Annotated in this window: 14 protein-coding genes; 7 read left to right on the top strand and 7 right to left on the bottom strand. The window is 65.5% G+C overall.

The window, feature by feature from the left end:
• Positions 1 to 158: 158 nt before the first annotated feature.
• Entirely contained in the window at positions 159 to 1,163 is a 1,005-nt protein-coding gene (gene rfbB / locus ABW18_RS19395; RefSeq protein WP_049700655.1) for a dTDP-glucose 4,6-dehydratase, read from the bottom strand.
• Positions 1,164 to 1,283: 120 nt separating this feature from the next.
• Here rfbB and rfbA point away from each other — a divergent pair, with 120 nt between their 5' ends.
• Positions 1,284 to 2,162, top strand: coding sequence for a glucose-1-phosphate thymidylyltransferase RfbA (gene rfbA / locus ABW18_RS19400; protein WP_049700619.1), 879 nt, complete (start codon positions 1,284 to 1,286; stop codon positions 2,160 to 2,162).
• Between the two features lie 28 nt (positions 2,163 to 2,190).
• Positions 2,191 to 2,817: a dTDP-4-dehydrorhamnose 3,5-epimerase family protein gene (locus tag ABW18_RS19405; protein WP_049700620.1), complete on the top strand. Its 627-nt coding sequence runs from the start codon at positions 2,191 to 2,193 to the stop codon at positions 2,815 to 2,817.
• A gap of 91 nt (positions 2,818 to 2,908) precedes the next feature.
• On the opposite strand, the gene ABW18_RS19410 is transcribed toward ABW18_RS19405, so the two are convergent.
• The gene (locus ABW18_RS19410; protein ID WP_005206720.1) at positions 2,909 to 3,253 is read right to left on the bottom strand and encodes a DUF2304 domain-containing protein; all 345 of its coding nucleotides are present in this window, start codon (positions 3,251 to 3,253) and stop codon (positions 2,909 to 2,911) included.
• A 2-nt stretch (positions 3,254 to 3,255) separates the two neighbouring features.
• A complete protein-coding gene (locus ABW18_RS19415) occupies positions 3,256 to 3,987 on the bottom strand; it encodes a glycosyltransferase family 2 protein (protein ID WP_049700621.1) in 732 nt (243 codons plus the stop codon).
• An 82-nt stretch (positions 3,988 to 4,069) separates the two neighbouring features.
• Here ABW18_RS19415 and ABW18_RS19420 point away from each other — a divergent pair, with 82 nt between their 5' ends.
• A complete protein-coding gene (locus ABW18_RS19420; RefSeq protein WP_049700622.1) occupies positions 4,070 to 4,918 on the top strand; it encodes a glycosyltransferase family 2 protein in 849 nt (282 codons plus the stop codon).
• Positions 4,919 to 4,933: 15 nt separating this feature from the next.
• Here the strand turns inward: ABW18_RS19420 and ABW18_RS19425 are convergent, their stop codons facing one another.
• Both ABW18_RS19425 and ABW18_RS19430 read right to left on the bottom strand, forming a co-directional pair.
• Positions 4,934 to 6,244 (bottom strand): polysaccharide biosynthesis protein, encoded by a 1,311-nt coding sequence (locus ABW18_RS19425; RefSeq protein ID WP_049700656.1) that lies wholly within the window; start codon positions 6,242 to 6,244, stop codon positions 4,934 to 4,936.
• Between the two features lie 21 nt (positions 6,245 to 6,265).
• Positions 6,266 to 7,621, bottom strand: a complete 1,356-nt coding sequence (locus ABW18_RS19430; protein ID WP_049700623.1) for a M1 family metallopeptidase — start codon at positions 7,619 to 7,621, stop codon at positions 6,266 to 6,268.
• A gap of 253 nt (positions 7,622 to 7,874) precedes the next feature.
• On the opposite strand from ABW18_RS19430, the gene ABW18_RS19435 reads away from it, so the two are divergent.
• Positions 7,875 to 8,297: a DoxX family protein gene (locus ABW18_RS19435; protein WP_049700624.1), complete on the top strand. Its 423-nt coding sequence runs from the start codon at positions 7,875 to 7,877 to the stop codon at positions 8,295 to 8,297.
• Between the two features lie 249 nt (positions 8,298 to 8,546).
• Here ABW18_RS19435 and ABW18_RS19440 read toward each other — a convergent pair whose 3' ends face one another.
• Complete coding sequence (locus ABW18_RS19440) at positions 8,547 to 9,107, bottom strand: hypothetical protein (RefSeq protein ID WP_053117524.1); 561 nt, start codon at positions 9,105 to 9,107, stop codon at positions 8,547 to 8,549.
• Between the two features lie 85 nt (positions 9,108 to 9,192).
• Between ABW18_RS19440 and ABW18_RS19445 the strand changes: the two genes are divergently transcribed.
• The 3 genes from ABW18_RS19445 to egtD all read left to right on the top strand — a co-directional run bounded on the left by ABW18_RS19445 (position 9,193) and on the right by egtD (position 12,183).
• Positions 9,193 to 9,723 (top strand): DUF5709 domain-containing protein, encoded by a 531-nt coding sequence (locus tag ABW18_RS19445; RefSeq protein ID WP_049700625.1) that lies wholly within the window; start codon positions 9,193 to 9,195, stop codon positions 9,721 to 9,723.
• A 178-nt stretch (positions 9,724 to 9,901) separates the two neighbouring features.
• The gene (egtB, locus tag ABW18_RS19450) at positions 9,902 to 11,227 is read left to right on the top strand and encodes an ergothioneine biosynthesis protein EgtB (RefSeq protein ID WP_049700626.1); all 1,326 of its coding nucleotides are present in this window, start codon (positions 9,902 to 9,904) and stop codon (positions 11,225 to 11,227) included.
• Complete coding sequence (egtD, locus tag ABW18_RS19455) at positions 11,224 to 12,183, top strand: L-histidine N(alpha)-methyltransferase (RefSeq protein WP_049700627.1); 960 nt, start codon at positions 11,224 to 11,226, stop codon at positions 12,181 to 12,183. The genes egtB and egtD overlap by 4 nt, the downstream gene beginning before the upstream one ends.
• A gap of 151 nt (positions 12,184 to 12,334) precedes the next feature.
• On the opposite strand, the gene ABW18_RS19460 is transcribed toward egtD, so the two are convergent.
• Positions 12,335 to 12,613, bottom strand: a 279-nt coding sequence (locus ABW18_RS19460; protein WP_049700658.1) for an IS30 family transposase, incomplete at its 5' end; no start/stop codon positions are given.

The following is a 12,613-nucleotide window of genomic DNA, read 5'->3' on the forward strand; positions in this document are numbered from 1 at the left end:
AAGGTAGCTCTGCACGGATGAGGTAGCTGCGCGTCGAGTCGGTGGCTCTTAGACCAGTTGGTGTGCGGCTCGGGCTAGTTCGACGGCTTGTCGGCCCGTCGTCGGGTGCTTCGGGATCGTGGTCGCCGCGCTTTACGCTCGGCGGGCGCGCGCCACGCTCAGCCGATGACCTGCTCGGTGGTGGCGTACTTCGCCTCCGCGTCGCCCTTGGCGGCTTGCCACCATGCGGCGTTGTCGCGGTACCAGTCGAGGGTCGCAGACAGGCCGGAGCGGAAGTCGGTGTAGCGCGGTGACCAGCCAAGTTCGGTCCGCAGGCGCGTCGAATCGATGGCGTAGCGACGGTCGTGGCCGGGGCGGTCGGTGACGAAGTCGAAAGCATCGCGTGGCTGTCCGGCCAGTTCCAGGATCGTTTCGACGACGGTCCGGTTGTCCACCTCGCCGTCGGCGCCGATCAGATAGGTCTCGCCGATCTCGCCCTTCTCGATGATCGTCCAGACGGCGTCGTTGTGGTCGTCGACGTGAATCCAGTCGCGCACGTTGCGGCCGTCGCCGTAGAGCTTGGGACGCACGCCGGAGAGCACGTTCGTGATCTGGCGGGGGATGAACTTCTCGACGTGCTGGTAGGGCCCGTAGTTGTTGGAGCAGTTCGAGATGGTCGCGGGCACCCCGAACGACCGCACCCAGGCGCGAACCAGCAGGTCACTACCCGCTTTGGTGGAGCTGTACGGACTCGACGGGTTGTACGGGGTCGACTCGGTGAACCGCGACGGGTCGTCGAGGTCGAGGTCGCCGTAGACCTCGTCGGTGCTGATGTGGTGGTACCGCACGTCGTGGCGGCGAACCGCTTCGAGCAGGGTGTACGTGCCGACGAGGTTGGTCTGCACAAAGGCCGACGGATCGGCGAGCGAGTTGTCGTTGTGCGACTCCGCTGCGAAGTGGACGACGAGATCGGCGTCGGCGATCAAGCGGTCGGTCAGCGCGGCGTCGGCGATATCGCCCTCGACGAGGGTGATGCGATCCGCGACAGGTGCGAGCGTCGCGGGGCTGGCCGCATAGGTGAGCTTGTCGAGGACCGTCAACTGCACGTCGGGGCGCTGTTCGAGCGTGCGGAGGACGAAGTTCGCCCCGATGAAGCCGGCTCCGCCGGTGACCAGGAGCTTCAACGTCGTTCCCTTCGTACGTAGTGGACCCACGGGATGAGTCGCAGGGTGAGTGCAGCGCCATAAGAGTACCGAGCGTCCGACGAGATGTTCCGACGAGCAGTTCCGTTTAGTCTGATCTGCATGCGTGGAATCATTCTTGCCGGTGGTACCGGGTCGCGGTTGCACCCGATTACGCAGGGCGTGAGTAAGCAACTCGTCCCGGTTTACGACAAGCCGATGATCTATTACCCGTTGTCGACGCTGATGTTGGCGGGTATTCGCGACATTCTGGTGATCACGACCCCGCACGATTCGGCCGCGTTTTCCGGACTGCTGGGCGACGGGAGTCAGTTCGGTATCGACATCTCGTACGTCACGCAACCGTCGCCGGATGGTCTGGCGCAGGCGTTCGTGTTGGGTGCCGATCACATCGGGAACGAGTCGGTGGCGCTGGTGCTCGGTGACAACATCTTCTACGGTCCGGGCCTTGGATCGCAGCTCAAGGGGTTCGAGACGATCGACGGTGGCGCGATCTTCGCCTACTGGGTGGCCAATCCGTCGGCCTATGGTGTTGTCGATTTCGACGCGCAGGGGCGGGCGGTGTCGTTGGAGGAGAAGCCGACCTCCCCGAAGTCGAACTACGCGGTGCCGGGTTTGTACTTCTACGACAACGACGTCATCGAGATTGCGCGTGGCCTGCAGCCCAGCGCGCGAGGCGAGTACGAGATCACCGACGTCAACGCGCACTATCTCGATCAGGGCAAGCTCGCGGTGAAGGTGTTGCCGCGCGGCACCGCGTGGCTCGACACGGGGACCTTTGATTCGCTGTTGGACGCGGGCAACTTCGTGCGCACTGTCGAGCAGCGGCAGGGGCTGAAAATTGCTGTGCCCGAGGAGATTGCGTGGCGGCAGGGGTACCTGTCCGACGACGAGCTGGCGACGCGCGCCGAGAAGCTGCGCAAGTCGGGCTACGGCAACTATCTGCTCGACATCCTGGCCCGCGGTAAGGGTTTCGAGTGAACACGATCCACGAGGTAGGAGAGCGCGAGTGAAAATCCGTCCGTTGTCGATCGACGGCGCCTGGGAGTTCACGCCGGTGCAGCACGGCGACGCTCGCGGCCTGTTCGCCGAGGTGTTCAAGGGAGATCTGCTCGACGACGTGATCGGTCACCGACTCGACCTCGCGCAGGTCAATCTGTCGGTGTCGGCTGCGGGCGTCTTGCGGGGCGTGCACTTCGCCGACGTTCCGCCCGGGCAGGCGAAGTACGTGACGTGTCCGAAGGGTGCGATCCTCGACGTGATCGTCGACATCCGCGTCGGCTCACCGACTTTCGGCACCTACGACACCGTGCTCCTCGACGACGTCGACCGTCGTGCGGTCTACCTCTCCGAGGGGCTCGGGCATGCGTTCTGCGCACTCGAAGACGGGTCGACCGCGACGTACCTGTGCTCGACCGGCTACAACCCCGGCGCGGAACACGGGATCAATCCGCTCGACCCGGAGCTGGGCATCGAATGGCCGACGCTCGCGCGCGACGGCTCGCCACTGGTCTACGAATTGTCCGAGAAGGACACTGCGGCACCGGGTTTGACCGCCGCACGCGAATCGGGGCTGCTCCCGGACTACGCCGATGTGACCGCGTATCTGCGGGCGCTGGCCGAAGAGGCGTCGTAGACGCGGCTCGTTCTGGTAGACGCGGCCGGTACACCAGGCGCGTTTGCACGTTCGGGCGGCGTTTGGCGGCGGGCTCGGGCGGACAACACCCTCAGTCGCGCCGGTTCTCGACCTCGGCGTTCTGCAGTGCGACCGCGCGCGCGAGTCGTGCGTAGCGGATCTCCAGCTCGCGAAACCTGAGATACGTTGCGACAGTGGTGAATGCGAACGCGATCACCAGGCAGTAGAGCACCAGGTCGGTGCCGCGGCCGACGCCGACCCAGCCCGCGACAGTCGTCAGATCGTTGGGGCGGAACATCGCGTAGACGCCGAACACCACGAACGCGACGAACAGAAGCTTCACTCCCGCAGACGATCTCGCGTTGCCACGGTTGGTGACGAAGAACCACACGAGTCCGAGGGCCGCGAGCAGGAGCAGTATCTGGATGACGATCATGGCTATCTCCTCATGCGCCCGTGCAGTAGACCGTCGGCGACGATGTTGACGCCGTTGATCAGCGACTGCCCCTTGGCGCGCGAGTAGTCGGTGTAGAGGATGGTGACCGGCTGCTCCGCGACCCGCCAGTGATGGTGGTCGATGAGCGCGACGAACTCCGACGCGTGGCTCATGCCGGCCATCAGCAGATCGAGCTGGTCGGCGACGGTCTTGTTGAACGCGCGTAGGCCGTTGTGGGCGTCGGAGAGTCCGAGTCTGCGCGTGCGCGGACTCAGGAAGACGACGGTCCGCAGCACGATCCGACGCAGCAGTGGCACCGACTCGCTCCGGCCGTCGGCGAATCGGGTGCCGACGATGATGTCGACGGGTTCGGTGCGGAGTCGGTCGATCATCGCGACGACGTCGTCGACGCGGTGCTGGCCGTCGGCGTCGAAGGTGACGAAGTACTGGGCGTCGCGCCGCGCTCGCGCATATTCGACGCCGGTCTGGATCGCCGCGCCCTGCCCGAGATTGACCGGATGGCGCACGAGATGGATGCTGCCGGTCTGCGTGCGCGCGACGTCGGCTGCTGCCGATCGGATCTGAGCGACCGAGTCGTCGGAGCTGCCGTCGTCGACGCAGACGATGTTCGGAAAGGTTTTCGAGGCGTCGACCAGGACGTCTCTGATCACCTCGCCCTCGTTGTAGACGGGGATCACCAACCACACGTCGTCGTTGGTGGGGCGTTCCGTCATGGGGGTAACCCTATCGGAGCAGGTGCGGGGCACTTCGGACGTGCCCGGAAGGCGTGGGCGCGTCAACGTCTACCCTGATCGGGTGCCTATCGACGTCATGATGCCCTTCTACGGCGACGTCGAGCAGTTCAAGCAGGCGGCCACCAGCGTTCTCGAGCAGTCGGACCCCGACTTCCGGCTCGTCGTCGTCGACGATGGTTATCCGAGCGATGAGCCCCGCGAATGGCTGGCCGGCCTCGGAGACGCTCGCGTCCACTACGAACGCAACGCGCACAACCTCGGCGTGAACGGCAATTTTCGACGCTGCGTCGACCTCGTCACCGCCGACCGGTACGTCGTGATGGGCTGTGACGACGTGATGCTGCCCGGGTACCTCAAGGGTGTCCGTGCGCTGGCCGACGCACATCCCGATGCCGCGGTGATCGCGCCGGGCGTCGAGGTGATCGACGCGGACGATCATGTGGTGCGCCCGCTCGGGGATCGGATCAAGTCGGTGCTCGCGCCGTCGTCTGCGACGGTCCTGCGCGGCGAGGCGATGGCCACCAGCCTCTATCGCGGCAACTGGACCTACTTCCCTTCACTGCTGTGGCGCACCGATGCCGTGCGGACGGTCGGATTCAGGGAGGGACTCGACGTCGTCCTCGACCTCGCGCTCCTCGTCGACCTCGCCTTCGCGGGGGAGGCGCTCGCCTACGACCCGCGCGTGCTGTTCCGGTACCGCCGCCACGACGCGTCGGTCAGCTCGGTGCAGGCGGTCGACGGTCGACGCTTCGCCGAGGAGAACGCCTTCTTCGACGGCGAGGCACAACGATGTGCAGCGCGCGGATGGACGCGTGCGGCGCGGGCGGCACGGCTGCATGCGACGTCGCGGTTGCACCACAGCATGGCGCGGATCGCGGGCGCGGCGTCGAAAATCCGCCGCACGAATTGACGTCGCACGAATTGATTACGTCGAGAACGTAGCGAGCCGGCCCAGGTGCACGCCCGCCCCCACGAGCGGCCCGACGACCAAGGAGAGCGCGACGCGGTCGGTCACCTCGAGCGGCACGGTCAGCAGCGCGGCGCAGGCGATCGCGGCAACCCACCAGCCTGCCGCGTACCACCGGTGTGCTCCGACAGACAGCGTTGCCGCACCGGTCACGGTCAGCAGTCCCAGGGCGGTGGCGCCGACCATGAACAACGCGATGGTGCCGCCGCCGAGCGTGAAGTCGGCGCCGAAGATATGTGTGAGCAGCCAGGAGCCGATCGCCCAGGCCGCGACCGCGCCGATCGCACCGACCACGACGACCGCGGCCAGCGGCACGGCGAGCGAACGCAGCAACGCGTCGCGCGCTGCGACGAACCGGGTGATCAGCACCCCTTGAAAGCTGTTGAGCGGCACCAGTAGTGGGGCTCTGGTCAGAGTGACCGCCAGGATGACAGCTCCCACGACGCGTGAATCGTCGTCGGCGCGCGCGGTGATGTTGATCAGCACCGGGAAGCCCATCACCACCACCGCCGACGCCAGCGCGGCCGCCATCGCGGTGAGAGTGTTGCCCGCGAGGCGTCGGTCGTCGACGTCGCCGGGCAGTCCGACGGCGCGTCGGGCTGTCGACGACGTCGCGAGCACCACGATCCACGACACCGAGCCGACCACCGTGATCACCAGATACGCCAGCACGCCCCAGCCGAAAGCGACTGCGATGCCCGCGCCGACCAGTCGGATCAGCGCGTCGACGCTCAGCAGGACGGCGAACGGCGACCACGACAGCGACCCCGACAACGCGCCGCAGAGGTGCGCGTACACCGCGAAGCTCGCGACCCCGACGGCGAGCAGCACCACCGACAGCGCACGGTACTGGTCGAAGACGTGGCCGCTCCACAGCGGCGACGTCGCCGCGACGATGACCGCGAGCGCCGCGCCGATACCGACGTTGACCAGCAGCGGTCGGCCGAGGCGTGTGGGTGTCTCCGAGGCGGCACTCACAAGCCTCTCCGAGGCGGCGCGGATGGTGCGCGTCGTCTCCTGGAGCTGCCCGTTCTGTGCGCCGGTGACTAGGCCGTACGCCGCCCAGAAGACCGCGAAGACGGCGTATCCCGTTGCGCCGAGCTGCCGCGCGGCGAGTAGCAGAACCAGGTAGCCCGACGCCGCCGCGATGATCGTCGCGATCGTGACGCGCCCGACGGCGCTGCGTCCGCCAGAACTGTGTCCGCCAGAACTGCGCCCGCTCGCATCGTCGGATACCGCGGAGATCTCGGGATCAGGACCAGAAGTCATCGACACACCGATGTGCCGGCGTCAGGACGGTTCGGGAAACGCGGGAAGCTCCGGGGTGAACAGCCAGGCCTGCCAGAGGTCGTTCAGCGGGGCGTCGGAATAGTTCGCGGCGAGCGCGATGAAGTCCTCGGTGCTGGCGGTTCCGTAGCGGTACTTGTCGGTCCAGCGACGCAGGAGCGCGAAGAAGTTGCCGTCACCGATGCGAAGACGTAAGGCGTGCAACGTGATTGCGCCACGTTTGTAGACCCAGTCGTCGAACATCTTGCGCGGTCCGGGATCGACGAGCGTTACCCGGACAGGGTGGGCGGCCAGCTTGGCGTAGTAGTGTCGCGCCCATTCGTCGGCGCTTCGCCCGCCCGATCGTTGGCTCCACAGCCACTCGGAGTAGCAGGCGAATCCTTCGTGGAGCCAGATGTCGTGCCACTGTTCGAGTGTCACCGAATTGCCGAACCACTGATGGGCGAGTTCGTGGGCGATCAGCCTCTCGGCGTCGCGGCTGCCGTCGCAGTGATTGGCCCCGAATGTGCTGAAACTCTGTGCCTCGATGGGGATTTCGAGCGAATCGTCGGTCACCACGACGGTGTACTTGGCAAACGGGTAGGGGCCGAACATCTCGGTGAACGCCTCGACCATCTCCAACTGTTTGCCGAAGTCGACGCGGAAGTTCTCTCTTAGTCGTGACGGCAGGATCGCTTCTACCGGAACGGGTTTGGACGCCAATCGAATGTGCTCGTACGGTCCGATCTGGATCGATGCCAGATAGGTCGACATCGGTTCGATCTGCTCGTAGACCCACGTCGTCTGTGCTGCGCGTACCCGCTTGGACGCGAGTACGCCGTTCGCCAGCGCGTAGTACGGGCTGTCGGTGGTGATCGAAATGCGGTAGGGCGCCTTGGCGCTCGGGTGGTCGTCGCAGGGAAACCACGACGCCGCGCCGTTGGGTTGGTTGGCACACAACGAGCCGTCGGTCAGTTCTTCCCATCCGACAGTGCCCCACGGGCCGCGGATGGGTCGAGGGGTGCCGCTGTAACGGATGACGATCGTCATGGCTCCGCCCGGCGGGATGGGCGAGTCGGGGGTGATGAACAGCTTGCGCTGGCGGTGGCTGTACCTGGCCCGCCTGTCGTTGACGGTGACCTTGCTGACGTTGAGCGTCGACGCCATGTCGAGGCTGAAACGTGCCAATTCCACATACGATGTCGCGGTCAGCGTCGCGGTGCCTTCGAGGCGGTTGCTGGCGACCTTGTACTCGAGGTCGAGGTCGTATCGGGAGATGCGATAACCGAGATTGCCATTGTCTGGAAGGTAGGGGTCGACGCTGTCGGTCGGTGTACCGAGAACAGGTTGCCGTGAGTTCTTCCCCGACTTACCCGGCACGCAACGACTCCTGTCTCTGGCTCTACTGGCTCACTCTTCGGCTCTGGCTACCGTCGCACTTCCCGAGCCTGTCCGGCTTGTCGGGAGTGGGCGTTTTCGGCGTCATTTTCTCGATCAGGACGCGAGAACTCACCCTACCCGTAGCGTTGCTTCTGTGAGGCGCGTCAGGTTGTAAACGGACTAGGGTCCGGTTAAATTCATGTTCGATACGTAAGGCAACAGGGGCGAACCACGTCCCGAGAAAGGTGACAGCATGTACCCGATCCGTAGTCTCGGACTCTTCGCCGCGAGGGTGATTCTCGGCATCATCTTCATCGCGCACGGCTGGCAGAAGCTCCACACCTTCGGACTCGACGGAACCAAGGCCAGCTTCACCAAGATGGGTGCACCATTTCCCGAGTTCTCGGCGTATTACGCGACCTGGGTCGAGTTGATCGGCGGCATCCTGCTGATCGTCGGCGTACTCCTGCCGCTCGTCTCCGTGCTGCTGATCATCGACATGGTCGGCGCGATCTTCGTCGCACACATCGATCAGGGCTTCTGGGCATCCGACGGCGGTTACGAGTTCCCGCTCGCGCTCATCGCGGGTCTCCTGGCGGTCGGCTTCGCATCGGCGGGCGGTCTGGCCTTCGACACCCACGTGTTCCGACGACGACGCAATCGCGTGGCCGACTAGCGGCAAATGTGGTGCGCCCCGGGCGACGCTGAGCGTCGCCCGGGGCGGTACGTACACAACTGTGACGTCAGCGGGGCGCGGCGACAATTATTGTCGTGGCCTCGCGCTGACGACCGGATTGTGTACGTACCGGTCGAGCGATGCGCGACGTCGCCCGGGGTTGGAGATCTCGCCAGGTGGAGCAGGACTACTTCTCGCGCCAAAGTGCCCAGATCAGGGCTGCGGGCTACGCCGCATAGCGCGAAATTCTCAGTAGAGAAGTCCGTCGATGGTGACCCGTTCGGGAAGCTGCGCGACATCTGCGGGCGGTGTCGTCGAGATGAACTCCGCAAGCGTTGAGCCCAACGCTCCCGCGTGATGGATCGGTACGCCGTCGAGTCGGTCGTCGGCGAGCAGCGTCGTGGGGTCGGTGTCGTGGCGGTGAACGGCTGCGGCGCCGAGTAATCTGCGCGCTTGCGCTGGGTCGGTGTCCCAGAGGGCGTCGGCGGTCAGCACGTAGAGGCGCAGCGCGCGTGCGTAGTCGGACAGGTGAACCAGTGCCCAGGCCCAGTGCTTGGCGACGTCGACGGTGTCGGCCTCGCCGCGGCCGTGGGTGTGCACGTACTTGCCGTATAGCTCGTGGCAGAGCGGGTTGGAATCGGCCCACAGTTCGAGTGCCGACATGCAGCGCACGCAGTCGTGGACGTTGGCGAGGTACGACACCGAATAGGGCCCTTCGCGTCGTGAGCGCATTTCGCGTAGCACCGAGAACTCGGCGAGGGCGTGGTCGTACTCGCCGGCGGCGTAGAGCGACTCGGCATCCTGTTGCATTTCTGCCAACATCTCCATAGTTTCCCTGATCGCGAGTCGTCGCGTGCCGTCTTCTGCGATTCGCTCCTGGGCCTATCGTGGAGGTGTGAGCGACGAAAACGAATCCATCATCGAAGGTGACAGCGAGTACGCACTCGACCCCGACGATCAGTTGCAGCCTCAGGACTCACTCGACGACCGTGGCGTCGACGACGTCCTCGACGAGGGGTACTCACCGCCCGACTACGAGCCCAAGGCCGCGATGCGCGGGCTCACCGCATCCGAGATGCGCGAGGGCGAGTCGCTCGACGAGAAGCTCTCCGAGGAAGAGCCCGACCCGTGGCAGAAGGACGACCCGATCGACGAGATCGAGCGCGACGAGCACCCCGATTGGCAAGCGCACGAGAGTGATTCGAGCCCCGAGTTCATCGAGGACGACCAGGTGGGCGACCGACGCGCAGGCCGACTCCTCGCACCCGATCAGGGTGGCGTCGTCGACAACGAAGCCGAGGCCGTGGCAACCGACTGCGGAATCGACGGTGCGGGCGCGAGCGCCGAGGAAGCCGCCGTGCACGTCGTCGACGAGGGCGAAGACGCCGCCGACGCCGAGTGGGAGGACGAGGCCGAGGGCCGCTGAGCGCTTCGGTCAGGGGTAAATGTCAGACCCCTGTGCTGGACTGGATGCAGGAGTACGCGAACCGCCTGGTCGACGCCCACCGCGTTGACAGGGTGCGCGGCCCTGGCAACGATGGTGTTGTCGGCGAGTGATCGTCTGATCGCTTGTCCCGCGACGAACAGCCACCGGAGGTATTCCAGTGAGCATCACCAATCGCATATCCGCTGAGCAGATTTCGGCACCTGCCACAGACGAAGCGTCGAGAACACGGCGATTCCTCGATATCCGCGCACTGACAGATCAGTTGTGCTCGACGCTGTCGGCCGAAGACCAGACACCGCAATCGATGACCGCGGCCAGCCCCGCCAAGTGGCATCGCGCGCACGTGACCTGGTTCTTCGAAGAGTTCATCCTGCGCAACGATCCGTCGTATGTGGTGTACGACGAGACCTTCCGCTATCTGTTCAACAGCTACTACGAGACCGTCGGCGAGCGACACCCGCGACCCGACCGCGGGCTGGTCACCCGGCCCGGCATCACCGACATCACGCGCTACCGCGAATATGTCGACGCCGCGATGACCGAACTTCTTCAGCGCGGCGACCACGACGAGTCGACGCTGGGGCTGCTCGAGCTGGGCTGCAATCATGAGCAGCAGCATCAGGAACTGATCCTGATGGACCTCAAGCATCTGTTCTCCACGCACCACTTCGACCCCGTCTACGTCGACCGCCCCGCCGACGAGCAGGGCGAGCCCGACGCGTTGACATGGCGCGAGGTCGCAGGCGGCGTCGTCGAGGTCGGTACACCGTTCGCCGGATCGGGCACCACGCCCGAGACCTTCGCGTACGACAACGAGGGTCCGCGGCATCGCGTGTTCCTGGAAGACTTCGAGATCGCCGAGCGCGCTGTCACCAATGCCGACTGGCTCGACTTCATCGCCGACGACGGCTACCGACGGCACGAACTGTGGCTGTCGAACGGCTGGGCACACATCAACGAAACCGGCTGGCGCGCACCGGGTTACTGGTCGTTCGACGACGGCGAGTGGACCACGTTCACGTTGTCGGGGCGTCGACCTGTCGTGTGGGACGAGCCCGTCGCGCACGTGTCGTTCTATGAGGCAGACGCCTTTGCGCGGTGGGCGGGGGCGCGGCTGCCAACCGAGTTCGAGTGGGAGTACGCGGCAACGGGTGCGCCAAGCGTGCCGGGCGGTCCGAACCCGGCAGGCGTTGGCGGCGCGCGTGGCGAGCTCCTCGATCCGGCACGATGTCATCCCCGACGCGCAGGGTCGGCGATGATCGGCGACGTGTGGGAGTGGACGTCGAGTGCGTACCTGCCCTATCCAGGGTTCGCACCCGCGAACGGGGCTGTCGGCGAGTACAACGGCAAGTTCATGTGCGACCAGCATGTGCTGCGCGGTGCCAGCGCGATCACACCTCGCGGACATGAGCGGGTCAGCTATCGCAACTTCTTCCCAGCCGATTCGCGCTGGGTGTTCTCCGGTCTGCGCCTGGCCCGATGATCTCGACCACAGCCAATCCGGCCCTGGCCGCAGATGCCGCCGAGGGACTCTGGCAAACCCCGCCTGTCCTGCCGACCAAATGGCTCTACGACGAACGCGGCAGCAAACTCTTCGACGAGATCACCTTCCTGCCCGAGTACTACCCGACGCGCAGAGAGACAGCGATCCTCGCCGCGCACGCCGCCGACATCGCGTCGACGACGGACGCGACGATGATGGTCGAGTTGGGTTCGGGAACGTCGACCAAGACGCGACTGCTGCTCGACGCCTTTGCCGCACACGCTGCCGAACGCGGACGTGAGTTCACCTACGTACCGGTCGACGTGAGTGCCGAAATGCTCGCAGGCACAGCCGAGATCCTCGCCGCCGACTACCCGTCGCTGACGATCGAGCCCGTGCTCGCCGACTTCACCGCACCAGGGCTCCAGCTGCCGCAGTCCGACGGACCCAGGTTGGCGGCGTTCCTGGGTGGCACCATCGGAAACTTCGACGACCCCGCGCGCGACGACTTCTTCACCGCACTGTCGGAGGCGTTGAGTCCTGGCGACTACTTTTTACTAGGCGCCGACCGCATCAAGGACACCGGCCGACTGGTTGCCGCCTATGACGACAAAGCCGGTGTCACAGCGGATTTCAACAGGAACATGATCGAGGTGCTGCGCCGCGGACTCGACGCGTCGGGGCTGTTCGTCGACGACTTCGACCACATCGCCCGGTGGAACCCCAAGCTGCACCGGATCGAGATGTGGTTGCGGGCGCGGCGTCCGGTCAACGCGCACCTCGGTGCACTCGATCGCGAGTGGCAGCTACCCGAAGGTGCCGAGATCCTCACCGAGATCAGCACCAAGTTCGCGCCGGAGCAACTCGCCGCCGAGTTGTCCGACGCCGGGCTGCCGGTCGTGGAGACCTGGTCTGATCCTGCCGGCGACTTCCAGGTCACGCTGAGCCGGCGCTGACGTGTTGGGGCGCACCGCGACTGGGCGCGCACAGTCGGCGGTACGCGGCGCCCAGTCGACGGTATGCGGCGCACAGTCGACCGTCTCGAGCGCACAGTCGACGTTATGCGGCGCCCAGTCGACGGGCGGGTTCAAGGGATTGTGGCAACACCTATGGCTGAGTGTGCGAGGTTAGCAGTTCGGTGAAGGCTTCGGTGGGGGTGCGGAATCCGAGTGCGGCGCGTGGTCGGTTGTTGAGTGCTGCGGCGACGTGGTCGAGGTGCTCGCGACTGTGTACCGATAGGTCGGTCCCTTTCGGAAAGTATTGGCGCAGTAGCCCGTTGGTGTTCTCGTTGGTGCCACGCTGCCAGGGCGAATGGGGATCACAAAACCACACCTTCACATTGTGATCGATCGCGATCTGGGCATGAACCCCACGCATCTCCGAGAG

This window comes from Gordonia jacobaea, from assembly GCF_001186365.1.
GTDB classification, from domain to species: domain Bacteria; phylum Actinomycetota; class Actinomycetes; order Mycobacteriales; family Mycobacteriaceae; genus Gordonia; species Gordonia jacobaea.